This is a genomic window from Roseobacter sp. (assembly GCF_039970775.1).
Lineage (GTDB): Bacteria > Pseudomonadota > Alphaproteobacteria > Rhodobacterales > Rhodobacteraceae > Roseobacter.
Map to the genome: position 1 here is coordinate 88,883 of NZ_JBDVLG010000052.1, position 25,465 is coordinate 114,347.

The window sequence follows — 25,465 nt, forward strand, 5'->3', positions numbered from 1 at the left end:
CACGGGCCGCACCGCCAAACCGCAGACCTGTGGGTCAGCCCAGCCAGACCAAGCACATGATACTGCCAACAATCAGCGCGCACCCCAGAATTTCGACCCGGTTTATGGTCTCTTTGAAGATAAGGATGCTTGAGCCAAAGCTAAAAATCATCTCGACCTGTGCCAGCACTTTAACCAAGGCGGCCTGTTGCAGTGTGAAGGCGGTGAACCACCCAAACGTCGCTGTGGCACCGACAAACCCAACCAGCAGCGCGGGCTTCCACGCCACGCGGATACGGGCGATTTCGGCGCGATCTTTGCAGACCATATAGCTGAGCATAAAGACCGTCTGGAAGGTAATGCCAATCAACAATGTGGTGGCCGCTTGTACGACAAATGCGTCCGACACAACACTGCGCGCGGCGGTCTGAAACCCAATGGCGGCGAGGCCAAACAATGTGCCCGCCGCAAGGCCAGTCAACGCGGTTTTGCTAAACACAGACGTGATCAGCGACCGCGGTGTGATCTTAGATTGGGCGACCGATATAAGCATCACCCCCATGACGGCAATGACAATCGCAAGGATGGCGCCCGCGCTGAAACTGGCCCCAAATAGGACAAAGGCGAATATCGCCGTCTGCATTGGTTCGGTGCGCGAATACGCATTGCCCACGGCGAAATTGCGCAGGGAAAACAGGTGCACCAGTAGAAAGGTCGCCGCGATTTGTGCAAGTGCGCCGATGACCATCCAGATGGCAAACCGGCCGGTGAGCGTTGGCAGATCAAAACCAAACCCCCAGATCAGGATCGCCCAATAGAGGGCCGCAAAAGGCACCCCGAACCCAAACCGCACAAAGGTCGCGCCGGTTGTGCCCATCACACCCTTAAGGTGCTTTTGCAGTGAGGACCGCAGGTTTTGCAAGAACGCAGCACCGATGGTGATGGAGATCCAAAGTTCCATGAGGGGCTTTCGAGATTTGGGGCAATCGTGTGGGGCGGTAGGGCACCCCACGCCCTAATGCGATTTTATGGGTGCGGATACCAGTCTTGGCCACGGGTTTTTACGCATAGCCTCGCCACCATGTGCCGCGCCGGCGCTGACGGCCCGCGCGCGGCATTATTCCACGGTTACGGATTTCGCCAGATTGCGCGGCTGATCCACGTCGGTGCCTTTGGCAACGGCCGTGTGATAGGCCAGCAGTTGCGCGGGGATCGCGTATAAGATCGGCGTTAGGGCATCGGGCACGCTGGGCAGCTCGATGGTGGCAAAGGCGCCTTCACCGGCTTCTTCTAGGCCCTGCCTGTCCGAGATCAGAATGACCTGACCCTTGCGCGCCATGACCTCTTGCATGTTGCTGACGGTCTTATCAAACAGCGCGTCGCGTGGGGCCATCACCACAACGGGCACGGATTTATCGACCAGCGCGATGGGGCCGTGCTTTAGTTCACCTGACGCGTAAGCTTCGGCGTGTATATAGCTGATTTCTTTTAATTTTAGCGCGCCCTCATGGGCCAGTGGATACATCAACCCGCGCCCCAAAAACAAAACATCGCGAGCTTCGGCCAAGTGCAACGCGGCCTGTTGCATCTTTGGGTTGGCGTCCAGCGCAGTGGCGATCACGCTGGGCAGGCTGCGCAGGGCGGACAGGTGGTCAGCCAAGGTATCGGCGTCCATTTCGCCGCGGTCCTGCGCAGCCTTGAGCGCCAGAATAAACAGCACCGTCAGCTGGCAGGTGAACGCCTTGGTCGAGGCCACGCCGACCTCAACCCCCGCATGGATCGGCAACACCAAATCACTGTCCCGCGCGATAGAGCTTTCGGGCACATTGACCACAGACACGATTTTCTGGGCCTTGCCCTCGCAATACCGCAACGCTGCCAAGGTGTCGGCTGTTTCGCCCGATTGGCTGACAAACAACGCGGTGGTGCCTTTGGGGATGGGCGGTTCGCGGTAGCGAAATTCTGACGCGACATCTACATCGACGGGCAGGCGCGCGATCTGTTCAAACCAGTATTTGGCGGTCAGACAGGCGTAAGAGGCGGTGCCGCAGGCGACCATGGTCAGGCGGTCGACCTTGGCGAAATCAATGCCGGGGTCGGGCAGGTGGATATTGCCATCGTGATCAAGGTAGTTGCCCAAGGCCTGGCCGATCACGGTAGGCTGTTCGGCGATTTCTTTGGCCATGAAATGCTTGTGGCCGCCCTTGTCGATCAGGGTGTCGCTGATCTGTATGGTCTTGACCGCGCGATTGGCCAGCGCCCCGTTGTGGTCGCGTATCTCGGCACCTGCGCGGGTCACCACGGCGCAATCGCCTTCCTCCAGATAACTGATCCGGTCGGTCAGCGGCGACAGGGCAATGGCGTCCGAGCCCACGAACATTTCGCCGTCGCCGTGACCAATCGCCAGCGGCGACCCTTTGCGCGCAGCCACGATCAGATCGTCTTGGCCAGAAAACAAAAACGCCAATGCAAAGGCCCCCTGCAACCGGCCCAAGGTCATCTTAGCGGCCTCAACGGGGCCGTGGCCTTCGGTCATGTAATGTTCGGCCAACAGGGCCACGGTTTCTGTGTCGGTTTGGGTCACAAAGGTGACGCCATGGTCGGCCAGTTCGGTGCGCAATTCGCGGAAATTCTCGATGATACCATTGTGCACCACCGCGACGCGCCCGGCCTGATGGGGGTGCGCGTTTTTCACGGTGGGCGCGCCATGGGTGGCCCAGCGAGTGTGCCCGATGCCGGATTTGCCCGTAAGTGGTTCATGTACCAGCAGATCCGACAGGTTCACCAGTTTGCCTACCGCGCGGCGGCGATCCAGAATGCCATCTTCGACGGTGGCGATGCCCGCACTGTCATAGCCGCGATATTCGAGCCGTTTGAGCGCCTCAACAAGGATCGGCGCAGCCTCGTGGCCGCCCAGCACACCTACAATTCCACACATGATCAACTGCCTCTTTGGAGTTTGGCCTTTTTGGCCTTTAGGATCGTCCGGAGCTTTGTCGCCATGCCCGGTTTTTCGACTTGGGGCGCGCGGGCGATGGCCAACGCGTCGGGGTCCACATCGGAGGTGATGACCGACCCGCTGCCTGTCAGCGCGCGGTCTCCGATGTGCACAGGGGCCACCAGCATTGTGTTGGACCCGATAAAGACGTCATCGCCGATGTCGGTATGGTGTTTGAGCACGCCGTCATAGTTGCACGTGATGGTGCCTGCGCCGATGTTGGTGCGCGCGCCCAGGGTGGCATCGCCGATATAGCTTAGGTGGTTGACCTTGGTGCCTTCGCCGATTTGTGCGTTCTTGATTTCGACGAAATTGCCAACACGGGTGTTCTCGCTTAGTTCAGCACCGGGGCGCAGGCGGGCATAGGGCCCGATGATCGCACCGCGCGCCACATGGCAGCCTTCGAGGTGCGAAAACGCCCGGATCGTTGCACCGGTTTCCACTGTCACACCGGGGCCAAACACCACGTTGGGCTCCACAATCGTGTCGCGCCCGATCACCGTATCAAAGGCGAAGTGCACCGTGCCGGGGGCTGGCATCGTCACGCCATCGTCAAAGGCCTGTGCCCGCGCGCGCCCCTGAAATGCTGCCTCGGCGCTGGCCAATTCGGCGCGGGTGTTGATGCCCAATGTTTCGCTTTCGTCACAGGTGACAACGGTTGCGCGGCGCCCATCCGCGCGGGCCAGCGCGATGATATCTGTCAGGTAGTATTCGCCAGATGCGTTGTCGTTGCCCACGGCGTTGATCAGGTCAAACAGTAGGCCTGCGTTGCATGCGACCACCCCGCTGTTGCACAGCGAAATGGCGCGTTCGTCTGGGGTGGCGTCTTTAAATTCAACGATCCGTTCGAGGGTGTCGCCCTGCATCACCAACCGCCCATAACGTCCGGGATCGGCGGCGGTGAAACCCAATACCACCACATCATGGTCGGCCTGCGCGGTGATCATGGCCTCTAGGGTTTCGGGCTGCACAAAGGGCGTATCCCCAAAGAGCACAACCACCGTGCCGTCAAACCCCGCCAGGGCGCCGCGGGCCTGACCTGCGGCATGGGCGGTGCCCAATTGTTCGGTTTGTTCAACGACCTGCGCGGTCTCGTCGTGATCCTGCGCTGCGGCGCGCACAAGGTCGGCGCCATGCCCTGCCACGATCACGGTTTTTTCGGGCGCCAGGCTGGCCCCGGCGCGCATAGCATGCGCCAACAGCGGTGCGCCGCCAAGCGGGTGAAGAACCTTGGGCAGGTCCGAATTCATCCGGGTGCCTTTGCCTGCGGCGAGGATGACCAATGCGGTGTTCATGACGTTTCTCTTTGTGTTCTGCTATGCACCTCTTTATCGCTCTGACGCAGCGGCGCAAGCGTTGGGCCCATCAAAGAAGGTTGCGTGTTGCAACATGGGTGCGCGATCTGCCGCCGAAAACCATACCGAGGGGTGCTGCGATGAAAACGGTGATCTTTGATCTGGATGGGACGTTGGCCGACACCAGCGGTGATCTGATCGCGGCGGCCAACCAGTGTTTCCGGGATATGGGGGCGGGCGATGTGTTGGACCCCGCGCAAGACGCAGGCACAGCGCTGCGCGGTGGGCGCGCAATGCTGACGCTGGGGCTGACGCGGTTGGGGCGCGGCGATGATGCGGCCGCGATTGACCAATATTACCCCGTGCTGCTAGAAGCCTACGCCGGTGCCATTGACGTGCATACGGTGATGTATCCCGGCGCTATGGCGGCGGTCGAAGAGTTGAAAACAGCCGGGTACGGTGTGGGCATTTGCACCAACAAGCCCGAAGGTCTGGCCGAGACGTTGTTGCGCAATCTGGGCGTGCGGGATGCGTTTGCGTCACTGGTGGGGGCCGATACGTTGCCCGTGCGCAAGCCCGACCCAGAGCCCTTGTTTGAAGCCGCGCGCCGCGCCGGGGGCGACCCTGCAAAATGCGCGTTGATTGGCGATTCCGATACCGACCGCAATACCGCGCGCGCGGCCGGGGTGCCGTGTGTTTTGGTGACCTTTGGGCCTGCGGGCGGCGATATGGCGGCGTTGAGCCCAGACGCGTTGTTGCATAATTACACGGATTTACCCGCCGTGGTAGACCGTCTGTTGGCTTGACCGTACAGGCGACCCCCTGCAAGGTCGCCGCGACAACAAGGGTGCACCATGACCGAGAGTTTCAAAGGCAGTTTTACGCAACAAGACCCCATTCCCGAAGCAGGCATAGAGGCCGCCATCGCGATCATGCGGCACGGGCGGTTGCACCGCTATAACACCGACGCGGACGAACTTAGCGAAACCGCCTTGCTGGAACAGGAATTCGCCGCGACCGTAGATGCACCATATTGTCTGGCTGTGGCGTCAGGCGGCTATGCGATGGCCACGGCCCTGCGTGCGGTTGGCGTCACACCCGGTGATACGGTGCTGACCAATGCCTTTACGCTGGCGCCGGTGCCGGGGGCCGTTGCGGCCGTCGGGGGTGTGCCAATTTTCGTAGGTGTGACCGAAGCCTTGACCATCGATTTGGAGGATCTGCGCGCCAAGATCGGCCACGCCAAGGTGCTATTGCTCAGCCATATGCGCGGGCACCTGTGCGATATGGATGCGTTGATGGCGATCTGCGATGCGGCGGGTGTGGTGGTGGTTGAGGACTGCGCCCACACCATGGGGGCCGCGTGGAATGGCACGCCTTCCGGGCGGCATGGGCGGGTGGGGTGCTATTCGTGCCAGACCTATAAACACGTAAATTCCGGCGAGGGCGGGTTTCTGGTCACTGATGACGCCGATGTCGCCGCGCGGGCGGTGATGATGTCGGGGTCCTACATGATGTACGAACGGCATCTGGCCGCGCCCCCCAAAGAGGCGTTTGAAACCATCCGCTATGAAACGCCCAATATATCGGGCCGCATGGACAACCTGCGCGCCGCGATCCTGCGCCCGCAGGTGGCAGATTTGGCCGCGCAATGCGCCCGTTGGAACGCACGCTACCGGCAGCTTGAGGCGGGTCTGCGCGGCACGCCGGGTCTGACCATCGTGGAACGCCCCGAGGCCGAAACCATCGTGGGCTCGTCCATTCAGGTGCTGTTGTTGGATTGGGCCACGGCGGATGTTCAGGCGGTGGTGGCGCGCTGCGCGGCCCGTGGAGTAGAACTAAAATGGTTCGGCGGGGCAGAACCCGTGGGCTTTACCAGCCGCTATGACAGTTGGCGCTATGCGCAATCCGACCCGATGCCCGCGTCTGACCGGGTGCTTGCGGGCATCTTGGATATGCGGGTGCCTTTGACGTTTTCATTGGACGATTGCGACCTGATCGCGCGGATCATCCGTGTCGAGGTGGGTGCGGTCTATCAACAACGGACCACCGCCGCCCAATAGCACCACGCTTGACCGATCTGACCTGCCGTGACATTAATGAACAGGTGTTCATTAAATTCTGAGGGGAGGTCAGGACGATGTTCATGGCAACCATGGCGTTCGATCTGGGCGAAGACGTGAACGCGTTGCGCGATATGGTGCACCGCTGGGCTCAAGACCGCGTGGCCCCAATGGCCGCTGAGATCGATGCGACAAACGCATTTCCCGCCGACCTATGGACCGAGATGGGCGAACTGGGCCTGTTGGGGATCACGGTGCCGCAAGACGATGGGGGCGCGGGCATGTCCTATCTGGCGCATACCGTTGCCATCGAAGAAATCGCGCGGGCCAGCGCGTCTGTGTCGTTGTCCTATGGGGCGCATTCCAATCTGTGCGTCAATCAGATCAAACTGAATGGCACCGCCGCGCAACGGCAAAAATACCTGCCGGGGCTGATTGCGGGCACCCATGTGGGCGCGTTGGCGATGTCCGAGGCGGGCGCCGGGTCAGACGTGGTGTCGATGCAGCTACGTGCCGAAAAACGCAACGATCACTACCGCCTGAACGGTACGAAATACTGGATCACCAACGGCCCCGACGCGGATACCTTGGTGGTCTATGCCAAAACGGACCCGGATGCGGGCAGCAAAGGCATAACCGCCTTTATCATCGAAAAAGACATGGTCGGGTTCTCAACCAGCCCGCATTTTGACAAGCTGGGCATGCGCGGCTCCAACACAGCCGAGCTGATCTTTGACGACGTCGAGGTGCCGTTTGAAAACGTACTGGGCGACGAAGGGCGCGGTGTTGCGGTGTTGATGTCGGGCCTCGATTACGAACGCGTGGTTTTGGCGGGCATCGGTACGGGCATCATGGCGGCCTGTCTGGATGCGATCATGCCCTATCTGGCGACCCGCAAGCAGTTCGGCCAACCGATCGGGAACTTCCAACTGATGCGGGGCAAAATCGCCGATATGTACACGGCGATGAATTCTGCGCGCGCCTATGTCTACGAGGTCGCCAAGGCCTGCGACCGGGGGGATGTCACCCGCCAAGATGCAGCGGCGTGTTGTCTTTATGCCTCGGAGGAGGCGATGAAACAGGCCCACCAAGCGGTGCAAGCCATGGGCGGCGCGGGTTTCCTCAATGACAGCCCCGTCGCGCGTTTGTTCCGTGATGCCAAGCTGATGGAGATCGGCGCAGGCACCTCCGAGATCCGCCGCATGTTGGTGGGCCGCGAAATGATGGGGGCGATGGTGTGACAGTGGCACATTCGGCATGATGCCACGGTGGCTATGGTGGGTGCCGTTTGGGGTGGTGACGCTGTGCTGCGCGTTGTTTTGGTTTCGCATGGGGTGGATCGCGGCCTTCACGACGGAGACTGACGTGATCAACACATACGCTGCGCGATATCTTGAAGACCGCGCGCATGATGAAATCGGGCAGGGCGCAAAACCCACCGACTGCGTGGCTTATCCGGGCAAGACCCACGGCATTTGGATTGTTGTAAGCTGCGGCCCAAGCCACTTCGATGCGCGCAGACATTACGAATACTACGTCAATCGCTTTGGCGGCCTTGAATTTAGCAGCAGCCCTTTGTCTGAGGGCGTCGCGCCGGGCAGCGGTGCCAGCCGACCGAAAATATGAATATCGGGTGATAAAATGAAGCTTGTATCAAATTCCCAAAGCGGGTCAGCGGCCTTCAAAGCGAATACCACAGCCCATCTGGCGGCATTGGCAGAGGTCGCAGAGGTGGCCTCTGCTGCGGCGCTGGGCGGGGGCGAACGACCTCGTGCGCGCCACCTAAGCCGGGGCAAGATGCTGCCGCGCGATAGGGTGGCGAATTTATTAGACCCCGGCAGTCCGTTCCTTGAGGTGGGCGCGACGGCGGCGCATGAGTTATACGGGGGGGCCGCACCCTGCGCAGGGGTGATCGCAGGCGTCGGGCAGGTGCAGGGCCAACAGGTGATGGTGGTGTGCAACGATGCCACGGTAAAGGGTGGCACCTACTATCCGATGACGGTGAAAAAGCACCTGCGGGCCCAAGAGATCGCGCAGGAAAACCATCTGCCGTGTATTTATCTGGTCGACAGCGGCGGGGCGAACCTGCCCAACCAAGATGAAGTCTTTCCCGACCGTGACCATTTTGGCCGGATATTCTACAATCAGGCGCGGATGTCGGCACTGGGCATTCCGCAGATCGCGGTGGTGATGGGGTCGTGCACGGCGGGGGGCGCCTACGTGCCGGCCATGTCGGATGTGACGATCATCGTGCGTGACCAAGGTACCATTTTTCTGGCCGGGCCGCCGCTGGTCAAGGCCGCCACCGGCGAGATCGTCAGCGCCGAAGATCTCGGGGGGGGCGATGTGCACACCCGTCTGTCTGGGGTCGCGGATTATCTGGCCGAAGATGATGCCCATGCGCTGGCGTTGGCGCGGCAGGCGGTTGCGTCGTTGAACCGCACCAAGCCCAGCACAGTGCACTGGGAAACGCCCGAAGACCCGGCCTATGACCCTGAAGAAATCTTGGGTGTGGTGCCTGCCGATCTGCGCACCCCTTATGACATCCGCGAGGTCATTGCCCGGTTGGTGGATGGTTCGCGGTTTGATGAATTCAAACCTCGGTTCGGCGAAACGCTGGTGACGGGGTTTGCCCATCTGCGCGGCTGTCCCATCGGGATCATCGCCAACAACGGCGTGCTGTTTTCGGAAGCCGCGCAAAAGGGCGCGCATTTCATCGAGATCTGTTCGCAGCGCAGTATCCCGTTGGTATTTTTGCAAAATATCACCGGCTTTATGGTCGGGCGCAAATATGAAAACGAAGGCATCGCGCGCCACGGGGCCAAAATGGTCACGGCGGTGGCCTCGACCAATGTGCCCAAGGTGACGATGCTGGTGGGGGGCTCGTTTGGTGCGGGCAACTACGGGATGGCGGGGCGGGCCTATTCGCCCCGGTTCTTATGGTCGTGGCCCAACAGCCGCATTTCGGTCATGGGGGGGCCGCAGGCGGCGGGGGTGTTGGCCACGGTGAAACGCGACGCGATGGACCGTGCAGGCCACCCCTGGAGCGACGCCGAAGAGGCCGCGTTCAAGCAGCCCACGATTGATATGTTCGAAACCCAAAGCCACCCGCTTTATGCGTCGGCGCGGTTGTGGGATGACGGCATCATCGACCCACGCAAAAGCCGCGATGTGTTGTTTTTATCGCTGCAGGCCGCGTTGAACGCCCCCATCCAGGAGACGCGCTTTGGCGTTTTTCGGATGTGATGGCGGCCAAGGGGGGCACGTTTGGATCAAGTGCCGCATGGGCCGTGCCGCAACGACAAGACATACATACACCCCGTCTGGGGCCTGATTTAACCGCTGACCAACGACGTACAACAAAGGGCTGTCGGCTCATGGTGGTGACTGATGTTTGATACAATCCTAATTGCCAATCGCGGCGAAATCGCCTGCCGTGTGATGGCGACGGCGCAGGCTATGGGGGTGCGCTGTGTCGCGGTGTATTCTGATGCGGATGCGCAGGCCAAACATGTGGCAATGGCCGATGCCGCGGTGCATATCGGCGGGTCCGCCCCTGCAGACAGCTATCTGCGTGGCGACGCGATCATCAAGGCGGCGCTGGACGCAGGCGCGCGGGCGATCCACCCCGGCTATGGGTTTCTCAGCGAAAACCCCGACTTCGTCGAAGCCGTCGCGGCGGCGGGCCTGACATTCATCGGGCCGTCTGCACAGGCCATTCGCGCGATGGGTCTCAAGGATGCGGCCAAGGCGCTGATGGTCGAGGCCGGTGTGCCGGTGGTGCCGGGCTATCACGGCGCAAATCAAGACGACGCGGTGCTGGCCGCCGAGGCTATGAAAATCGGCTACCCGGTGCTGATCAAGGCCGTCGCGGGGGGGGGCGGCAAAGGCATGCGGCTGGTCGAGACCCCGGATGAGTTTGCCACCGCCCTCGCGTCAGCCCGCTCCGAGGCGCAAACCGCTTTTGGCAATGCGGATGTGTTGGTTGAGAAATTCGTGACCCATCCGCGCCATATCGAAATTCAGGTCTTTGGTGATGGCACCCGCGCCGTGCACCTGTTTGAACGCGATTGTTCACTGCAACGCCGCCACCAAAAGGTCATCGAAGAGGCCCCCGCACCCGGCATGACCGAGGATATGCGCGCAGCCATGGGGGCCGCGGCCGTCCGTGCGGCCGAGGCGATCGGCTACAGCGGCGCTGGCACGGTGGAATTCATCGTCGATGGGACGGACGGCCTGCGCCCTGATGGGTTCTTCTTTATGGAAATGAACACCCGGCTGCAGGTGGAACACCCTGTAACAGAAGCCATAACAGGCATCGATCTCGTAGAGTGGCAGCTGCGGGTGGCCGCAGGCGAAGGCCTCCCGACCGCGCAAGAGCAGCTTTCGATCAACGGGCATGCCTTCGAAGCGCGGCTCTACGCCGAAGACGTGCCCGCAGGGTTTCTGCCCGCCACCGGCACCCTTAGCCACTTGCAGTTCGCGCCCAGCATCCGCGCCGACAGCGGCGTGCGTGCAGGCGACACCATCAGCCCCTTTTACGACCCGATGATCGCCAAGGTGGTCGTGCATGGTCCCACCCGCGACATTGCACTGGCGCGATTGCGGCAAGGCTTGGCGGGGTGCGAGGTCGCGGGCACGGTGACCAATCTGGCGTTTTTGGGGGCGTTGGCAGATCATCCGGGGTTCGCAAAGGGCGAGATCGACACAGGCCTGATCGCACGCGACATCGATGCATTGACCGCGGTGCCCGGTCCGAGCCCATGGCATATGGCGCTGGCGGGGATGGCTGCGCTTGGTCTGTTGGCACCGGGGCCGCAGTCGGGGTTCACCTTGTGGGCACCGCTGCGCCGCGATGTTGTGCTGGACGAGGGCGGCGAAACGCATGACCTGTGCGTTGAGGTGCGATGCCCCGACCGTCAACGCTGGCATATCGCAGATCAAACCGTAGACGCAGAGCGCCGCAACGGGCAGTGGTATTTGGACGGACATATGGCCCCCCCGGTGGCCATCGCGGGCCCGGCGATCACGGTGTTTGATCGGTATGGCCTGACATTCAGGCGCGTGGATCCGTTGGACCAAACAGGGGCGGCGGCAGGCGATGACAGTTTGATCGAAGCCCCGATGCCGGGCCTTGTGCGCGCGTTGGATGCGGTTGTGGGGCAGGGGGTCGCGGCGGGCGACCGGTTGGCCGTGCTCGAGGCGATGAAAATGGAACACGCCTTGTTGGCGGCGCGCGATGGGGTCGTGGCCGAGGTATTGGCCGCCCCCGACGATCAGGTCGAGGCAGGTGCCGCATTGATCCGGTTGGCGCCCCAAGACCAAGAGCCGTGACCACATTGCGCCATCCCTTTCAGGCGGGATTTTGACGCGGCGCGCGTAGGGGGAAGACAAAGGGTGTTCGTGCAAGACATGCGCGGCTATGGTTTTGCAGGCAGGCTGCGTGTCATGCGGGGCCATCGGAGGTGGGAGAGACCGAATGACTATGGGACCATGCGAAATATTTGAGGTGGGCCCGCGCGACGGCCTGCAAAACGAACCACGCGATATACCCGTCGACGCCAAGGTCGCGTTGGTTGATTGCCTCAGCCGCGCGGGGTTTCGCCGGATCGAAGCGGCCAGTTTTGTATCGCCGAAATGGGTGCCGCAAATGGCGGGATCAGCCGACGTTATGGCGCGCCTGACCCGCGCCGACGGCGTGCGCTATGCGGCACTGACCCCAAATATGCGTGGCTTCGAAGACGCCCGCGCCGCGGGTGTCGATGAAATCGCGGTGTTCGCATCTGCCTCCGAAGGGTTTTCGGCCAAGAATATCAACGCCAGCATCGCCGAAAGCCTCGCGCGGTTTGCCCCCGTTCTGGAACAGGCCCGCCACATTGATCTGCCGGTGCGGGGGTATGTGTCATGCGTGGTCGAATGCCCTTATGACGGGCCTGTGGCGCCGGCGGCTGTGGCGGCTGTGGCCGACAAATTGTTCGGTATGGGCTGCTATGAAATCAGCCTTGGCGATACCATCGGTGCAGGCACCCCCGACAGCATCGCGCGTATGTTGCTGGCGGTGCGCGATGCCGTGCCTGTGGGCCGGTTGGCAGGCCATTACCACGACACCACAGGCTACGCGATGGACAACATCGATGCCTCTCTAAGCCTTGGTGTGCGGGTGTTTGATGCCGCGGTTGGTGGCTTGGGCGGATGCCCCTATGCGCCCGGCGCTGCGGGCAATGTAGCGACCGAAGCCGTTGCGCGGCATCTGGCGGCATTGGGGTATGAAACGGGGCTTGATCTGGATGTGTTGGAGGAGGCCGCGCACATGGCGCGGACGATCCGTGCGGCCTAGGCGCGATGTTTGATATTTTCAAAAGCGCCGAACGGATCATGACGATGGACGACGCGGCCTGGGGGCGCCATGCCAACCCGTGGTCTGTGTGGACGCGCATGCTGACCTGTTTGCCCTTGCTTGTCCTTGCCATCTGGAGCCGCGTCTGGATCGCGGGTTGGGCCGTCGTGCCGGTGGGGCTTGCGCTGCTGTGGATTTGGCTGAACCCGCGCGTCTTTCCGGCCCCGGCCCGGTTGGACAGCTGGGCCAGCCGCGGCGTCATGGGCGAACGTATCTTTCTGACCCACCGCGCCCAGATCGCGGATCATCACCGGCGGGTGGCGTTGGTTCTAAGCAGCCTGAGCGTGCCGGGCGCAATCGTGATGGTTTGGGGGCTGTGGTCGGTGTGGTGGGAAGGTGCCGTGTTCGGGATGATCCTGACGGCGGTGCCCAAGATCTGGTTCGTGGACCGGATGGTGTGGATATATGACGACTGGGTGCGCGCGGGTGGCGCGGTACCCGGACAGGAGAACACGGATGTTTGAGACCTTAACCCTGACGACCGACCCGCGCGGGGTCGCGACCCTCACGTTGAACCGGCCCGAAAAACACAACGCAATGTCGGCGCAGATGTTGGCCGACCTGACCCAAGCCGCCACGCAGTTGGGCGCGGACCCAGACGTGCGTGTGGTGATTTTGGCCGGCACGGGGCGGTCTTTTTGCGCAGGCGGCGACTTGGCGTGGATGGCCGCACAGCGCGACATGGACCCCGACACGCGGGGCCGCGAAGCGCGCAAACTGGCCACGATGTTGGGCGCGCTGAATACCTTGCCGAAACCCTTGGTGGGCCGGGTGCACGGCAATGCCTTTGGCGGGGGCGTGGGGCTGGCCTGTGTTTGTGATGTGGTCATCGCGGCGGACACGGCCAAATTTGGTCTGACAGAAACGCGGCTGGGGCTGATCCCCGCCACCATTGGACCCTATATTTTGGCACGCATGGGCGAGGGGCGCGCGCGGCGGGTGTTTATGTCTTCGCGGCTGTTTGATGCAGGCGAAGCCGTGGATCTTGGCATTGTGTCGCGCGCGGTGGCTGCCGATACGTTGGATGCCGCCGTCGAGGCCGAAGTGGTGCCTTATCTGTCGTGTGCCCCCGGCGCGGTGACGGCGGCGAAACAATTGGCGCGCGCATTGGGGCCGCGTATTGATGATGCGGTGATTGACCACACGATTGCCGCATTGGCCGCGCAGTGGGACACAGACGAGGCCGCCGAAGGGATCGCGGCGTTCTTTGACAAACGCAAGGCAGGCTGGATGTAGCGGGCGCCTAGGGGGCGTCTTCGTCCGCGGCGTGCCATTGGGCCCCAGTGGCGCGTGGGTCAATCGCGATAAACGCGACCGCTTTTTCAATGTCGCGTTCGGCGGAGCCTTCGCCGTGAACCTGAGCGACAATCTGCACCGTTTCCCCCCCGGAAATCAAATTAATCTCGTGTAGAAACAGCTTGTTGTCATTGAGACAGCGCATAAGAAGCCCGCGCATTTCGCCTTCGTCGGATGCAGCACACCGCAGGCACACCTGAAACAGGCGGTCACGCACGGGGTTGGATTTGCGCACGGTGTTGACCAACCGCACAATCGGGCGCAGCGCGAGGTTGATAAAGACAATCAGCCCGGTCATCGTGGCAGCATAGGGCAGATACCCCGCACCCGCCATCATCCCCACGGCCGCCGAACACCACAATGTCGCGGCGGTATTGATCCCTTGGATGTTGAACCCATCGCGAAAAATGATGCCCGCCCCCAGAAACCCGATGCCCGAAACCACCTGTGCGGCGACCCGCGTGGGGTTGATGTCATCCGGAAACAGCGCGGCAAATGTCACGAACCCAGCGGCCCCCAACGACACCAACGCATTGGTGCGCAACCCCGCCATCCGCCCTCGTATCTGGCGTTCTGACCCGATTAGCGCGCCCATAATCAGCGCAAAGGCCATATTTAGCGCAGCAAAAAGCAGCTGTTGATCAATACTAACCCACTTTTCCAACACGATGATGTGACCTTTTGTTTATTGTTGTGCCAAAGGCGACAGGCTGCTGCGGCGATACACCGTGAAAACCACATGGAATCGCAGGGTTATATTGCTTTGAATGCCCCTGATCGCAAGTCTAGGCGGGTTTTTAGCGCGGTGCAGCGCCAAACGTTGGCGCGGCGTTGCAAACAGGTTGCGGTTGAGTTTGCCTCGCAACCCTTGCTTGTATAGGGGAGCCAGGTCATTGATTAAGAAAACATAAACAACTGTGTAAAAAATTCGGGTTATCGGGGGTGCCTTTGCGCACCGGGTCTGTTGACGCTGCCAAGACACCCGCGTAAACCCAATACCAGCAACATACGCTGCCTGGCAGCATGCGCAGCCGCGCGGTAGCAGACAGAAGGAGACGCGCCTTGGACGAGATGCTTCGGGAATATCTTCCCATTCTCATGTTTCTTGCCGTAGCCATAGGGTTAGGCATTGTTCTGATCCTTGCAGCCGTTGTCTTGGCTGTGCGCAACCCGGACCCGGAGAAAGTCTCGGCCTACGAATGCGGATTCAACGCCTTTGATGATGCGCGGATGAAGTTCGATGTGCGCTTTTATCTGGTGTCGATCTTGTTCATCATCTTCGACTTGGAGATCGCGTTTTTGTTTCCCTGGGCGGTCGCGTTCAAAGACATATCGATGGTCGGGTTTTGGTCGATGATGGTGTTTTTGGGCGTGCTGACGATTGGGTTCGCCTATGAATGGAAAAAGGGAGCACTGGAATGGCAGTAGCCGCCGGAGCCAACACCGCGGGCATGGACCGCGATGTCGCCACGCAGGATCTGAACCGCGAATTGCAGGATAAAGGCTTCCTGCTGACGTCAACCGAAGACATCATCAATTGGGCCCGCACCGGGTCCTTGCACTGGATGACCTTTGGGTTGGCTTGCTGTGCGGTTGAAATGATGCACACCGCCATGCCGCGCTACGATATGGAACGCTTTGGCACGGCGCCGCGCGCCAGCCCGCGCCAGTCTGACCTGATGATCGTCGCGGGGACGCTGACCAACAAAATGGCGCCCGCCCTGCGCAAGGTCTACGACCAAATGCCTGAACCGCGCTATGTGATCTCTATGGGGTCGTGTGCGAATGGCGGCGGGTACTACCACTATTCCTATTCGGTTGTGCGTGGCTGTGACCGTATTGTCCCGGTCGATGTTTATGTGCCGGGTTGCCCACCCACAGCCGAGGCGCTGCTGTATGGTATCATGCAGTTGCAACGTAAGATTCGCCGCACCGGCACCATCGTTCGCTAAGGGGGCTGTCATGTCTGACGCAATGAAAGAACTCGGCGAGTATATCGAGGCCAAGCGCACCGATTGTGTGTTGGCGTGGGATGTCACCCATGGTGAGCTAAATCTGGATGTGACCCCGTCGAATATCTCGGGGCTGATCGAGTTTCTCAAGACCGATCCAAACTGCCAATTCTCGACATTGGTCGATATCACGGCCGTTGATTACACCGGCCGGGCCAAGCGGTTCGACGTGGTGTACCACCTGCTGTCGATGTACCAAAACCACCGGGTACGCCTGCGGGTCAGCATCCGCGAAGACGCCATGGTCCCGTCGATCACCGAGGTGCATCCATCGGCCAATTGGTTTGAGCGCGAAGTGTTTGATATGTTCGGGATCTTGTTCTCGGGGCACCCGGATCTGCGGCGCATCCTGACGGACTACGGGTTTCGCGGCTATCCGCTGCGCAAAGATTTCCCGACGACGGGGTATACCGAAGTTCGTTATGACGAGGCGCAAAAGCGCGTGGTCTACGAACCTGTGTCGCTTGTACAGGAATACCGGCAGTTTGATTTCATGTCCCCCTGGGAGGGCGCAGAATACATTCTGCCCGGCGACGACAAGGCGGACGACAAAGCGGAGGCCAAGTAATGGGCGGCTTTTGGTGGCTGATCCTGTCGGCGCTGACGGCGATCCCGATGCTCAAGCTGCTGCCGTTCTTTGGCATCAATAAATACTGGGCGGCGGGTTGTCTGATCCCACTGGGCACCATCGCCCTGCTGTGGTGGATGGGCCTGAAGCTGCAAGAATTGGAGAAGCGATGATGCCTATGGGGTGTCTAGTGGAGGGCGACTTTTATGGATGTGCCTTTACGTGTTTTTACGTCGGTGCCGTAAGGCGTTCGAACCAATATGGTGAGGACGGCAGATGAAAGATGTCGCATTGGAGTTTATGTCACTCGGGGCCGGCGATTTTATCTTGCTTGTCGGCAGTATTACTGCTGCATTTTTTTGGATGTTTGGCCCGATATTACTAACCGTGTGTATTGCTCGTCGCCACGCGACACAAATGGTGAAGGAATAGATGATGGACGGCACCAAAGGTTTCGATGACGCCCTGACAGGCGAGCAGAAGATCCGTAATTTCAACATCAACTTCGGGCCACAGCACCCGGCGGCGCACGGTGTGCTGCGGCTGGTGCTAGAGCTCGACGGCGAGATCGTCGAACGGTGTGACCCGCACATTGGCTTGCTGCACCGCGGCACCGAAAAGCTGATGGAAAGCCGCACATACCTGCAAAACCTGCCCTATTTCGATCGGCTTGATTACGTGGCTCCGATGAACCAGGAACACGCCTGGTGTCTGGCCATCGAAAAGCTGACAGGTGTCGAAGTGCCCCGCCGCGCCAGCCTCATCCGGGTGCTGTTCTGCGAAATCGGCCGTATCCTCAACCACATCCTCAACATCACTACACAGGCGATGGATGTGGGCGCGTTGACCCCGCCGCTTTGGGGGTTCGAAGAACGCGAAAAGCTGATGGAATTTTACGAACGCGCCTGTGGTGCGCGCCTGCACGCGGCGTATTTCCGCCCCGGTGGGGTGCACCAAGATCTGCCCGATGCGTTGATCGACGATATCGAGGTTTGGGCGCAGGAATTTCCCCGTGTGATCGCGGATATCGACGGGTTGCTGACCGAAAACCGTATCTTCAAACAGCGCAACGCCGATATCGGCATCGTGACGGAAGACGATATCCTTGAATACGGGTTCTCGGGCGTGATGGTGCGTGGATCTGGCCTTGCGTGGGACCTGCGGCGTGCGCAACCCTATGAATGCTATGACGAATTTGAATTCCAAATCCCCGTGGGTAAGAACGGCGATTGCTACGACCGGTATTTGTGCCGCATGGAAGAGATGCGCCAATCGCTGCGGATTATCCTGCAGGCCGTTGAAAAACTGCGCGCACCTGATGGGCAGGGCGATGTGTTGGCTCGTGGCAAAATCACCCCGCCGTCACGTGGTGATATGAAGCAATCGATGGAAAGCCTGATCCATCATTTCAAGCTTTATACCGAAGGGTTCCACGTGCCCGCCGGCGAGGTTTATTGCCCGGTTGAGGCACCCAAGGGCGAATTTGGTGTATATCTTGTGGCCGATGGCACCAACAAACCCTACCGCAGCAAGATCCGCGCACCGGGGTTTTTGCATCTTCAAGCGATGGATCACATGTCGCGCGGCCACCAATTGGCCGATGTTGCTGCGATCATCGGGACGATGGATGTCGTGTTTGGCGAGATCGACCGGTGATCTTGGCCGCGCTCCACTCTTATTCTCATACTCCCGCCGGAGGCTGCCGTAGTCTCTGCAAACTGACAGGTCCGAACTGATGCTGCGCCGTCTCCATTCCGAACAACCCGATAGCTTTGCCTTTACGCCAGACAATCAGGCCTGGGCGGAGGGGCAGATTACCAAATACCCAGAGGGCCGTCAGGCCAGTGCGATCATTCCTTTGTTGTGGCGCGCGCAAGAACAAGAAGGCTGGCTGACCCGCCCCGCCATTGAGCATGTGGCGGCGATGTTGGGGCTGAGCTATATCCGCGCGCTCGAAGTGGCGACGTTTTATTTCATGTTTCAGCTACAGCCCGTGGGTGCGATTGCGCATATTCAGGTCTGTGGAACCACGTCATGCATGATCTGTGGTGCCGAAGATCTGGTGGCCGTGTGCAAAGACAAGATCGCGGATGCACCGCACGCCTTGTCTGCGGATGGCAATTTCAGCTGGGAAGAAGTCGAATGCCTTGGGTCGTGTTCTAACGCGCCGATGGCCCAGATCGGCAAGGATTACTACGAAGATCTGACCGCTGCCCGCATGGGCGAGATCATTGATGAACTGGCCGCAGGCAAGGTGCCAGTACCCGGCCCGCAGAACGGGCGTTATGCGGCTGAGCCCCTTAAGGGGCTGACATCGTTGACAGAATACGATAGCGGCAAGACGCAATATAACGCCAGCGCGCAATTGGCCGTTGATATCGGTGATACGGTGAAACGCATTGATGGCACCGAGGTGCCGTTGTTGACGCCGTGGCAGGGGCGAGCGGCGAATGCGCAGGCCAAACCCGCCGTTGCAGCCGATGAAACCCCAGCGCCAAGCGGTGAAAAACCTGCTGTGTTGACTGCGGCCCGTGACACTGGCCCGGATGATCTGAAAAAGATCAAAGGGGTTGGTCCCAAGTTGGAAAAACTGTTGCACAGCATGGGGTTCTATCATTTCGATCAGGTTGCAGCCTGGACGGCGGCGGAAGTCGCTTGGGTCGATGAAAATCTCGAAGGGTTCAAAGGGCGGGTCAGTCGCGACAAATGGGTCGCGCAGGCGCGTGATCTGGCAGAAGATACGGCGACTTGACGGCGCCGGTGATGAAATTAGCTAAGGTATTAAACTAAGACGGGAAAAATAGGGCAAAGGGGCGCAGTCATGAACAACAACCACGGTACAATCAGCATGGCGCTAGGCAGTTGGCTGGTCGCAGGCGCAGTTGGCGCTTTGGCCACGATTCTGTTGTGGGTGCTCGGTGGTTGGGGGTTCATACAGGGCGTCGTTGGCGGTGCGGTGATTTTTGCGGTCGTTGGTGCGATCATCAGCTGGATCATGACGCGACCGTTGCCTGCGCCGGTTAACATGGCGGCGGCACAGCCGGTGTCACCCCCTACGCCGCCCGCGCCGGTGGTGTCTGCCACGCCTGCCGCATCTGTCGCGCCACAGGATGATCCGGTTGAAGAGATGCAGGTACCGGTTGAGGCCACGCCGGAGCGATCAGATGATCGCCCGACATTATTGAGCGACACCGCGCGGGAAGGTGCCGCCGACGACCTGAAACTGATCGGCGGCGTTGGCCCCAAACTGGAAGAGACGTTGAATGGCCTAGGGATCTGGCATTTCGATCAGGTGGCCGGTTTGGCCAAGACTGACATCGCTTGGGTTGATGCGCGGCTGCGTTTCAAAGGGCGGATAGAACGTGATGATTGGGTGGGGCAGGCCAAAATTCTGGCCGCCGGTGGTGAAACTGAGTTTTCGAAGAAGAAACGCAAACGTTAAGAGAGAGCCGGGCAACCGCGATGAGCACAAATCATCAACAGACTGCGCCGAATGAAGCGGCCTTGGCCGCCCGAGGGCGGCTTGTGGGCGTTGTGATCATGGGCACGATGGTGGTGTGGCTGGCGTCTCTTTGGCTTGGCCCAGCATTGGGATTGCCCGGACGTTATGCATTTCTTTTTGATTTTGCGGCACTTGCAGGGCTCTTTTGGGCGTTGATGGTGTCTTTACAGATACGGCGCGCGCGCAATTCGCTGCGCGGCAATGAGTAGAAGGGGAGCGTCATGCTTCAGGACAAGGACCGCATTTTTACCAATATCTACGGGATGCATGACCGCACGCTGAAGGGTGCGCAGGCGCGTGGCCATTGGGATGGGACCGGTGGGATCATCAAAAAAGGTCGCGATTGGATCGTGGATCAGATGAAAGCATCCGGGTTGCGTGGCCGGGGTGGTGCGGGTTTCCCAACGGGTCTGAAATGGTCGTTTATGCCCAAGGAATCCGATGGTCGCCCGGCCTATCTGGTGGTCAATGCGGACGAATCCGAACCGGGCACCTGCAAAGACCGCGAGATCATGCGCCATGATCCGCATACGTTGGTCGAAGGCTGCTTGATCGCGTCTTTTGCGATGAATGCGCATGCTTGCTATATCTATATCCGCGGTGAATACATCCGCGAAAAAGAGGCGCTGCAGGCCGCGATAGACGAGGCTTATGACGCAGGTCTCGTGGGCAAAAACGCGGCCGGGTCGGGGTGGGATTTTGACATCTATCTGCACCACGGCGCAGGCGCCTATATCTGCGGCGAAGAAACCGCATTGTTAGAAAGCCTTGAGGGTAAAAAGGGCATGCCGCGCATGAAGCCGCCGTTTCCGGCGGGTGCGGGGCTATATGGCTGCCCGACGACGGTGAACAACGTTGAATCCATCGCCGTGGTACCGACGATTTTGCGGCGTGGCCCTGAATGGTTTGCGGGCTTTGGCCGCCCCAACAACGCGGGCACCAAACTGTTCGCGATCAGTGGCCACGTAAACAACCCATGTGTGGTCGAAGAGGCGATGTCCATCACCTTCGAGGAGCTGATCGAGACCCATTGCGGTGGTATTCGCGGCGGTTGGGATAACCTCAAGGCGGTTATTCCGGGCGGGTCGTCGGTGCCGATGATCCCCGGCAAGGACATGAAAGACGCGATCATGGATTTCGATTATCTGCGCGAACAACGCTCGGGCCTAGGTACGGCGGCGGTGATCGTGATGGATAATTCGACAGATGTGATTAAGGCGATTTGGCGGTTGTCGAAGTTCTACAAACACGAATCATGTGGGCAGTGCACGCCGTGTCGTGAGGGTACGGGGTGGATGATGCGCGTGATGGACCGTCTGGTTACAGGCGAGGCAGAACCAGAAGAGATCGACATGTTGCTGGATGTGACCAAACAGGTCGAAGGCCATACGATTTGTGCGCTGGGTGATGCGGCGGCCTGGCCTATTCAGGGGCTGATCCGCCATTTCCGCGACGAAATTGAGGACCGGATCAAGCACAAGCGCACGGGCCGCGTGTCGGCCGTGGCGGCCGAGTAGCTATGACAGGGACCAGGCAACAGAATTTGGTCGGGGCGGCGTTTGAATTTGCCCATGTTGCCGGCTTTTTATCGGCGGGGGCGTCATGAACGGATACCATCTCGCAGAACTCAACGTCGGGCGCCTTGTTGCGCCCACGGATGATCCGCGCGTAGCGGATTTCATGAAAAACCTTGACCGGATCAATGGCCTTGGCAAGCGCATGCCGGGGTTTGTGTGGATGATGGAAGGGTCGGGCGCGCCGGGCACGGGCAATACCGAAAGCGCCATTGATGGCGACCCTTTGTTCGTGCCGAATATGACCGTCTGGGAAGATGCCGCGAGCCTGGAGACCTTTGTTTGGGGTACGGTCCACAAGCAATTTTACGAACGCCGGGCCGAATGGTTTGAGGTGCTCGCAGAGATGCATTTTGTGATGTGGTGGGTGCCTGCGGGACACCAGCCCACGTTGCAAGAGGCGCTGGACCGATTGGCGCACCTGAAGGCGCATGGAGACAGCGATCACGCCTTTGGCTGGTCGCATTTAAATGAAGCAAGCAAGTGGCGCGACAATCGATGCGCCCCTGTCGCGGCGGAGTAGTATGATGACACGAGTTTACGCAGCATTGATGGTCGCGGGGGCATTGGCCGCCTGTGGCAGTGCCGCAGAAGATGTGGCCTTTGATGGCCATTTTTACCGCACCGGTATCAAAGACCTAGATGCGCGCCACAAGTTTCAGGTGACGGCGGCGCCTGTGTCGGCGTCCTTGGCAGGCGCACGCGAGGCCGCCCGATATGAGGCCACGATTTTCTGCGTGAACGAATACGGCAGCTCTGCGATTGAATGGGTCGCAGGCCCCGATGATGCAGACGAAACATTGCGCATTTCCAAGGACACTCTGACGTTGGAAGGGGCATGCCCACAGTGATGTGTCACACGTTATATCCGGTGTTATTGCATAACACACCCCGTGGCCCGATGTCGGGCATGAACAGGCGCGCCGTGCGTCTTTGGGGAGATTGGGTATGACGAAGATCAGTGTGATATGTGGTGTTGTGGCGATGATGATTGCGCCGCATGTGGGCGCCGCAAAGCCGCCCCTGCGCGATGTTCAGGCGATAGATGACGGGCTGTTTGCGATTGGGCTGGCCGATCAGATCCGCAAGAATTGCCCTGTTATTTCGGCACGATTGCTGCCGGCGTTGGGGGCGTTACAAGGCCTGCAAACGACAGCGCGTGATATGGGCTACACCAAGGCCGAGATCGACGCGCACGTGAATTCTGACGTGGAAAAGGCGCGGCTGCGCGCACGGGGCGCTCAATATATGGCGTCAAAAGATTTAAAGACAGATCAGGCGGGCTTTTGCACGCTTGGCAAAGAGGAAATCGCTCGGAATAGCACAGTTGGTGTGTTGTTACGGGCAACGAATTGAGGCGCGCGACCAGATGCGCGACAACTAAAGGCGAATGATATGAGCGACTTACGCAAAGTTGTCATCGACGGTAACGAAGTCGAAGTAGACGGGGCCATGACCCTGATCCAGGCCTGTGAAGAGGCCGGGATCGAGATTCCGCGGTTTTGTTACCACGAACGGCTGACTATCGCGGGCAACTGCCGGATGTGTTTGGTGGAGGTCGTTGGCGGCCCTCCCAAACCCGCTGCGAGTTGTGCGATGCAGGTGCGCGATTTGCGGCCCGGCCCTGAAGGCCAGCCCCCGGTTGTTAAAACCAATTCGCCCATGGTCAAAAAGGCCCGCGAGGGCGTTATGGAATTCTTGCTCATCAATCACCCGCTGGATTGCCCGATTTGCGATCAGGGCGGCGAATGTGACCTGCAAGATCAGGCGATGGCCTACGGCGTTGATTTTTCGCGGTACCGCGAGCCCAAGCGTGCCACCGATGATCTGGATCTGGGGCCATTGGTCGAAACCCACATGACGCGCTGTATTTCGTGCACGCGGTGTGTGCGGTTCACCACCGAAGTCGCGGGGATCCACCAGATGGGTCAGACGGGGCGTGGCGAAGACGCCGAGATCACGTCTTATCTGGGGCAAACGCTGGATAGCAACTTGCAGGGCAACATCATTGACCTGTGCCCGGTTGGTGCCTTGGTGTCAAAACCCTACGCTTTTACCGCCCGCCCGTGGGAACTGAGCAAAACCGAATCCATTGATGTCATGGATGCGCTGGGGGCCAACATTCGCGTTGATACCAAAGGCCGCGAAGTCATGCGGTTCTTGCCACGCAATCATGACGGCGTGAACGAGGAATGGATTTCCGACAAAACGCGGTTTGTGTGGGATGGGTTGCGCCGGCAACGGTTGGATAAACCCTATATCCGCGAAAATGGCAAGCTGCGCGCGGCCACGTGGCCCGAAGCGTTGGCGGCGGCGGCAGTGGCGATGCAGGGCAAATCGGTTGCCGGTGTCATCGGTGATCTGGCCCCGGTCGAGGCGATCTATGCGCTAAAACAGATGATCGAAGGGCAGGGCGGGGTTGTGGAATGCCGCACCGATGGCGCCTATTTGCCAGCGGGCAACCGGTCTGCCTATGTGGGAACCGCGACCATCGAAGACATTGATATCGCCGAAAAGATCGTGCTGATCGGCGCCAACCCAGCGGTAGAAGCGCCTGTGTTGAACGCCCGCATCCGCAAGGCGTGGACCACCGGCACCGATATTTCATTGGTCGGGCCTGCCGCCGATCTCACCTACGAACACACGCATCTTGGCAATACGCGCGACGCGATCAAACAGGCGGTTGACGGTGACTTTGGGCCCGCCACCTTGGTGATCGTAGGGCAAGGCGCGCTGCAAGGTGCCGATGGCGGCGCCGTGTTGGGGCATGTGATGCAAGCCGTCGAAAAAGCAGGTGCCAAGTTGCTGGTGCTGCACACGGCCGCATCGCGGGTCGGTGCGCTGGATGTTGGGGCCGCCAATGACGGCGGCATGGCTGCCGTGGCCAAAGCCGAGGTGATTTATAACCTTGGCGCCGATGAAATCGATATCGCGGCCGGGCCTTTGGTGATCTATCAGGGCAGCCATGGCGACCGGGGCGCACATCGGGCCGATATCATTCTGCCAAGCGCGGCCTACACCGAAGAACCTGGGTTGTTTGTGAACACCGAAGGGCGGCCACAATTGGCGCTGCGGGCGGGGTTTGCACCGGGCGAGGCCAAAGAAAACTGGGCGATCCTGCGGGCGTTGTCGGCTGAAATAGGCGCGCAGCTGCCTTTTGATAGCATTGCACAATTGCGTCAGGCCTTGGTGAAGGATGTGCCGCATTTGGGCCGCATCGACGAGGTGGCCGCCACCCCGTTACAGCCGATTGAGGCGGGCGCATTGGGCACCGGCGGTTTCGCCCCTGCCATCGCGGATTTTTATCTGACCAACCCCATCGCGCGTGCCTCTGAATTGATGGCGCAACTTTCAGCCGGGGCCAAAGCGCGGCGCGGCGCGGCACTTGCGGCGGAATGAGAGGTATGATGCTCGGAGCCATGATGATCTTGGGGGCCTGTGCAGAACGGGCACCTTTGGCATCCGATTTCGTGCCCGACTATCTGGGCGCCGAAATTGAGCAACTGGCGGGCGATCTTGTTCGGGTTGAGGCCCGCATGACGAAGGCCGGTACGGCAGCGACGGTGTTTGAGTACGCAGATTGTGCGTTGGCGTCTTTTATGCAGGAGGGTGCTGTGCCATATGCGCGATACTTACGGTCAAATTTCGATACGGAGGGTGGCGTGTGGTCAGTAGATGTTGTTTACATCACATCGTCAGAGCGACCAAAGGGTATTCGAGTCATCGACGCCCCCGCGGTTGCAGCTCACTGCAGGCAAAAACGCATTCCCACGGTGTGAGG

Annotated in this window: 28 protein-coding genes; 24 read left to right on the forward strand and 4 right to left on the reverse strand. The window is 60.2% G+C overall.

What is annotated here, in order from left to right; all coding sequences use genetic code 11:
• Nucleotides 1-34: 34 nt before the first annotated feature.
• From ABJH13_RS14250 to glmU, 3 genes are all read right to left on the reverse strand, one after another.
• On the reverse strand, nt 35-940 hold the full coding sequence (locus ABJH13_RS14250) for a DMT family transporter (RefSeq protein ID WP_348406886.1): 906 nt from the start codon (nt 938-940) through the stop codon (nt 35-37).
• 156 nt (nt 941-1,096) lie between these two features.
• Entirely contained in the window at nt 1,097-2,917 is a 1,821-nt protein-coding gene (gene glmS, locus ABJH13_RS14255; protein ID WP_348406887.1) for a glutamine--fructose-6-phosphate transaminase (isomerizing), read from the reverse strand.
• 2 nt (nt 2,918-2,919) lie between these two features.
• The gene (gene glmU, locus ABJH13_RS14260) at nt 2,920-4,272 is read right to left on the reverse strand and encodes a bifunctional UDP-N-acetylglucosamine diphosphorylase/glucosamine-1-phosphate N-acetyltransferase GlmU (RefSeq protein WP_348406888.1); all 1,353 of its coding nucleotides are present in this window, start codon (nt 4,270-4,272) and stop codon (nt 2,920-2,922) included.
• A 140-nt stretch (nt 4,273-4,412) separates the two neighbouring features.
• Here glmU and ABJH13_RS14265 point away from each other — a divergent pair, with 140 nt between their 5' ends.
• From ABJH13_RS14265 to ABJH13_RS14305, 9 genes are all read left to right on the forward strand, one after another.
• On the forward strand, nt 4,413-5,078 hold the full coding sequence (locus ABJH13_RS14265) for an HAD-IA family hydrolase (protein WP_348406889.1): 666 nt from the start codon (nt 4,413-4,415) through the stop codon (nt 5,076-5,078).
• Nucleotides 5,079-5,126: 48 nt separating this feature from the next.
• Nucleotides 5,127-6,335, forward strand: a complete 1,209-nt coding sequence (locus ABJH13_RS14270) for a DegT/DnrJ/EryC1/StrS family aminotransferase (RefSeq protein ID WP_348406890.1) — start codon at nt 5,127-5,129, stop codon at nt 6,333-6,335.
• 77 nt (nt 6,336-6,412) lie between these two features.
• Entirely contained in the window at nt 6,413-7,576 is a 1,164-nt protein-coding gene (locus ABJH13_RS14275) for an acyl-CoA dehydrogenase family protein (protein ID WP_348406891.1), read from the forward strand.
• Between the two features lie 16 nt (nt 7,577-7,592).
• Entirely contained in the window at nt 7,593-7,961 is a 369-nt protein-coding gene (locus tag ABJH13_RS14280; RefSeq protein ID WP_348406892.1) for a hypothetical protein, read from the forward strand.
• A 15-nt stretch (nt 7,962-7,976) separates the two neighbouring features.
• On the forward strand, nt 7,977-9,581 hold the full coding sequence (locus ABJH13_RS14285) for a carboxyl transferase domain-containing protein (RefSeq protein ID WP_348406893.1): 1,605 nt from the start codon (nt 7,977-7,979) through the stop codon (nt 9,579-9,581).
• Nucleotides 9,582-9,725: 144 nt separating this feature from the next.
• Entirely contained in the window at nt 9,726-11,669 is a 1,944-nt protein-coding gene (locus tag ABJH13_RS14290; RefSeq protein WP_348406894.1) for an acetyl/propionyl/methylcrotonyl-CoA carboxylase subunit alpha, read from the forward strand.
• Between the two features lie 145 nt (nt 11,670-11,814).
• Nucleotides 11,815-12,672, forward strand: a complete 858-nt coding sequence (locus ABJH13_RS14295) for a hydroxymethylglutaryl-CoA lyase (protein ID WP_348406895.1) — start codon at nt 11,815-11,817, stop codon at nt 12,670-12,672.
• Between the two features lie 5 nt (nt 12,673-12,677).
• The gene (locus tag ABJH13_RS14300; RefSeq protein ID WP_348406896.1) at nt 12,678-13,196 is read left to right on the forward strand and encodes a DUF6653 family protein; all 519 of its coding nucleotides are present in this window, start codon (nt 12,678-12,680) and stop codon (nt 13,194-13,196) included.
• Complete coding sequence (locus ABJH13_RS14305) at nt 13,189-13,968, forward strand: crotonase/enoyl-CoA hydratase family protein (RefSeq protein WP_348406897.1); 780 nt, start codon at nt 13,189-13,191, stop codon at nt 13,966-13,968. Before ABJH13_RS14300 ends, ABJH13_RS14305 begins: the two co-directional genes overlap by 8 nt.
• Nucleotides 13,969-13,975: 7 nt before the next feature.
• On the opposite strand, the gene ABJH13_RS14310 is transcribed toward ABJH13_RS14305, so the two are convergent.
• The gene (locus ABJH13_RS14310) at nt 13,976-14,695 is read right to left on the reverse strand and encodes an MgtC/SapB family protein (RefSeq protein WP_348406898.1); all 720 of its coding nucleotides are present in this window, start codon (nt 14,693-14,695) and stop codon (nt 13,976-13,978) included.
• 395 nt (nt 14,696-15,090) lie between these two features.
• On the opposite strand from ABJH13_RS14310, the gene ABJH13_RS14315 reads away from it, so the two are divergent.
• The 15 genes from ABJH13_RS14315 (at nt 15,091) to ABJH13_RS14385 (ending at nt 25,463) form a co-directional block, all read left to right on the forward strand.
• The gene (locus ABJH13_RS14315; protein WP_348406899.1) at nt 15,091-15,456 is read left to right on the forward strand and encodes an NADH-quinone oxidoreductase subunit A; all 366 of its coding nucleotides are present in this window, start codon (nt 15,091-15,093) and stop codon (nt 15,454-15,456) included.
• Nucleotides 15,447-15,980: an NADH-quinone oxidoreductase subunit B family protein gene (locus ABJH13_RS14320; RefSeq protein ID WP_348406900.1), complete on the forward strand. Its 534-nt coding sequence runs from the start codon at nt 15,447-15,449 to the stop codon at nt 15,978-15,980. The genes ABJH13_RS14315 and ABJH13_RS14320 overlap by 10 nt, the downstream gene beginning before the upstream one ends.
• 10 nt (nt 15,981-15,990) lie before the next feature.
• Nucleotides 15,991-16,608 (forward strand): NADH-quinone oxidoreductase subunit C, encoded by a 618-nt coding sequence (locus ABJH13_RS14325; protein WP_348406901.1) that lies wholly within the window; start codon nt 15,991-15,993, stop codon nt 16,606-16,608.
• A complete protein-coding gene (locus ABJH13_RS14330) occupies nt 16,608-16,781 on the forward strand; it encodes a hypothetical protein (protein ID WP_348406902.1) in 174 nt (57 codons plus the stop codon). The genes ABJH13_RS14325 and ABJH13_RS14330 overlap by 1 nt, the downstream gene beginning before the upstream one ends.
• A gap of 103 nt (nt 16,782-16,884) precedes the next feature.
• Nucleotides 16,885-17,040: a hypothetical protein gene (locus ABJH13_RS14335; protein WP_348406903.1), complete on the forward strand. Its 156-nt coding sequence runs from the start codon at nt 16,885-16,887 to the stop codon at nt 17,038-17,040.
• Between the two features lie 3 nt (nt 17,041-17,043).
• Nucleotides 17,044-18,264, forward strand: a complete 1,221-nt coding sequence (locus tag ABJH13_RS14340) for an NADH-quinone oxidoreductase subunit D (RefSeq protein ID WP_348406904.1) — start codon at nt 17,044-17,046, stop codon at nt 18,262-18,264.
• A 79-nt stretch (nt 18,265-18,343) separates the two neighbouring features.
• Nucleotides 18,344-19,360, forward strand: coding sequence for an NADH-quinone oxidoreductase subunit NuoE (gene nuoE, locus ABJH13_RS14345; RefSeq protein WP_348406905.1), 1,017 nt, complete (start codon nt 18,344-18,346; stop codon nt 19,358-19,360).
• 69 nt (nt 19,361-19,429) lie between these two features.
• Complete coding sequence (locus ABJH13_RS14350) at nt 19,430-20,050, forward strand: hypothetical protein (RefSeq protein WP_348406906.1); 621 nt, start codon at nt 19,430-19,432, stop codon at nt 20,048-20,050.
• A 20-nt stretch (nt 20,051-20,070) separates the two neighbouring features.
• Nucleotides 20,071-20,319 (forward strand): DUF5337 domain-containing protein, encoded by a 249-nt coding sequence (locus ABJH13_RS14355; protein WP_348406907.1) that lies wholly within the window; start codon nt 20,071-20,073, stop codon nt 20,317-20,319.
• A 12-nt stretch (nt 20,320-20,331) separates the two neighbouring features.
• The gene (gene nuoF / locus ABJH13_RS14360; RefSeq protein ID WP_348406908.1) at nt 20,332-21,627 is read left to right on the forward strand and encodes an NADH-quinone oxidoreductase subunit NuoF; all 1,296 of its coding nucleotides are present in this window, start codon (nt 20,332-20,334) and stop codon (nt 21,625-21,627) included.
• Nucleotides 21,628-21,712: 85 nt separating this feature from the next.
• The gene (locus ABJH13_RS14365; RefSeq protein ID WP_348406909.1) at nt 21,713-22,207 is read left to right on the forward strand and encodes a DUF3291 domain-containing protein; all 495 of its coding nucleotides are present in this window, start codon (nt 21,713-21,715) and stop codon (nt 22,205-22,207) included.
• A gap of 4 nt (nt 22,208-22,211) precedes the next feature.
• Nucleotides 22,212-22,535 (forward strand): hypothetical protein, encoded by a 324-nt coding sequence (locus tag ABJH13_RS14370; protein WP_348406910.1) that lies wholly within the window; start codon nt 22,212-22,214, stop codon nt 22,533-22,535.
• A 97-nt stretch (nt 22,536-22,632) separates the two neighbouring features.
• The gene (locus ABJH13_RS14375) at nt 22,633-23,040 is read left to right on the forward strand and encodes a DUF5333 domain-containing protein (RefSeq protein ID WP_348406911.1); all 408 of its coding nucleotides are present in this window, start codon (nt 22,633-22,635) and stop codon (nt 23,038-23,040) included.
• Nucleotides 23,041-23,079: 39 nt separating this feature from the next.
• Nucleotides 23,080-25,083 (forward strand): NADH-quinone oxidoreductase subunit NuoG, encoded by a 2,004-nt coding sequence (gene nuoG / locus ABJH13_RS14380; RefSeq protein WP_348406912.1) that lies wholly within the window; start codon nt 23,080-23,082, stop codon nt 25,081-25,083.
• Nucleotides 25,084-25,088: 5 nt separating this feature from the next.
• Nucleotides 25,089-25,463: a hypothetical protein gene (locus ABJH13_RS14385; RefSeq protein ID WP_348406913.1), complete on the forward strand. Its 375-nt coding sequence runs from the start codon at nt 25,089-25,091 to the stop codon at nt 25,461-25,463.
• Nucleotides 25,464-25,465 lie beyond the last annotated feature (2 nt).

Coding starts and splice junctions, on each gene's coding strand:
- glmU (WP_348406888.1), bottom strand. CDS start 4,272: ATGAACACCGCATTGGTCATCCTCGCCGCAGGCAAAGGCACCCGGATG.
- glmS (WP_348406887.1), bottom strand. CDS start 2,917: ATGTGTGGAATTGTAGGTGTGCTGGGCGGCCACGAGGCTGCGCCGATC.
- ABJH13_RS14340 (WP_348406904.1), top strand. CDS start 17,044: ATGGACGGCACCAAAGGTTTCGATGACGCCCTGACAGGCGAGCAGAAG.
- nuoE (WP_348406905.1), top strand. CDS start 18,344: ATGCTGCGCCGTCTCCATTCCGAACAACCCGATAGCTTTGCCTTTACG.
- ABJH13_RS14335 (WP_348406903.1), top strand. CDS start 16,885: ATGAAAGATGTCGCATTGGAGTTTATGTCACTCGGGGCCGGCGATTTT.
- ABJH13_RS14305 (WP_348406897.1), top strand. CDS start 13,189: ATGTTTGAGACCTTAACCCTGACGACCGACCCGCGCGGGGTCGCGACC.
- ABJH13_RS14295 (WP_348406895.1), top strand. CDS start 11,815: ATGACTATGGGACCATGCGAAATATTTGAGGTGGGCCCGCGCGACGGC.
- ABJH13_RS14325 (WP_348406901.1), top strand. CDS start 15,991: ATGTCTGACGCAATGAAAGAACTCGGCGAGTATATCGAGGCCAAGCGC.
- ABJH13_RS14375 (WP_348406911.1), top strand. CDS start 22,633: ATGACGAAGATCAGTGTGATATGTGGTGTTGTGGCGATGATGATTGCG.
- ABJH13_RS14270 (WP_348406890.1), top strand. CDS start 5,127: ATGACCGAGAGTTTCAAAGGCAGTTTTACGCAACAAGACCCCATTCCC.
- ABJH13_RS14300 (WP_348406896.1), top strand. CDS start 12,678: ATGTTTGATATTTTCAAAAGCGCCGAACGGATCATGACGATGGACGAC.
- ABJH13_RS14250 (WP_348406886.1), bottom strand. CDS start 940: ATGGAACTTTGGATCTCCATCACCATCGGTGCTGCGTTCTTGCAAAAC.
- nuoG (WP_348406912.1), top strand. CDS start 23,080: ATGAGCGACTTACGCAAAGTTGTCATCGACGGTAACGAAGTCGAAGTA.
- ABJH13_RS14275 (WP_348406891.1), top strand. CDS start 6,413: ATGTTCATGGCAACCATGGCGTTCGATCTGGGCGAAGACGTGAACGCG.
- ABJH13_RS14350 (WP_348406906.1), top strand. CDS start 19,430: ATGAACAACAACCACGGTACAATCAGCATGGCGCTAGGCAGTTGGCTG.
- ABJH13_RS14385 (WP_348406913.1), top strand. CDS start 25,089: ATGATGCTCGGAGCCATGATGATCTTGGGGGCCTGTGCAGAACGGGCA.
- ABJH13_RS14285 (WP_348406893.1), top strand. CDS start 7,977: ATGAAGCTTGTATCAAATTCCCAAAGCGGGTCAGCGGCCTTCAAAGCG.
- ABJH13_RS14370 (WP_348406910.1), top strand. CDS start 22,212: ATGACACGAGTTTACGCAGCATTGATGGTCGCGGGGGCATTGGCCGCC.
- nuoF (WP_348406908.1), top strand. CDS start 20,332: ATGCTTCAGGACAAGGACCGCATTTTTACCAATATCTACGGGATGCAT.
- ABJH13_RS14265 (WP_348406889.1), top strand. CDS start 4,413: ATGAAAACGGTGATCTTTGATCTGGATGGGACGTTGGCCGACACCAGC.
- ABJH13_RS14330 (WP_348406902.1), top strand. CDS start 16,608: ATGGGCGGCTTTTGGTGGCTGATCCTGTCGGCGCTGACGGCGATCCCG.
- ABJH13_RS14320 (WP_348406900.1), top strand. CDS start 15,447: ATGGCAGTAGCCGCCGGAGCCAACACCGCGGGCATGGACCGCGATGTC.
- ABJH13_RS14280 (WP_348406892.1), top strand. CDS start 7,593: ATGATGCCACGGTGGCTATGGTGGGTGCCGTTTGGGGTGGTGACGCTG.
- ABJH13_RS14365 (WP_348406909.1), top strand. CDS start 21,713: ATGAACGGATACCATCTCGCAGAACTCAACGTCGGGCGCCTTGTTGCG.
- ABJH13_RS14290 (WP_348406894.1), top strand. CDS start 9,726: ATGTTTGATACAATCCTAATTGCCAATCGCGGCGAAATCGCCTGCCGT.
- ABJH13_RS14355 (WP_348406907.1), top strand. CDS start 20,071: ATGAGCACAAATCATCAACAGACTGCGCCGAATGAAGCGGCCTTGGCC.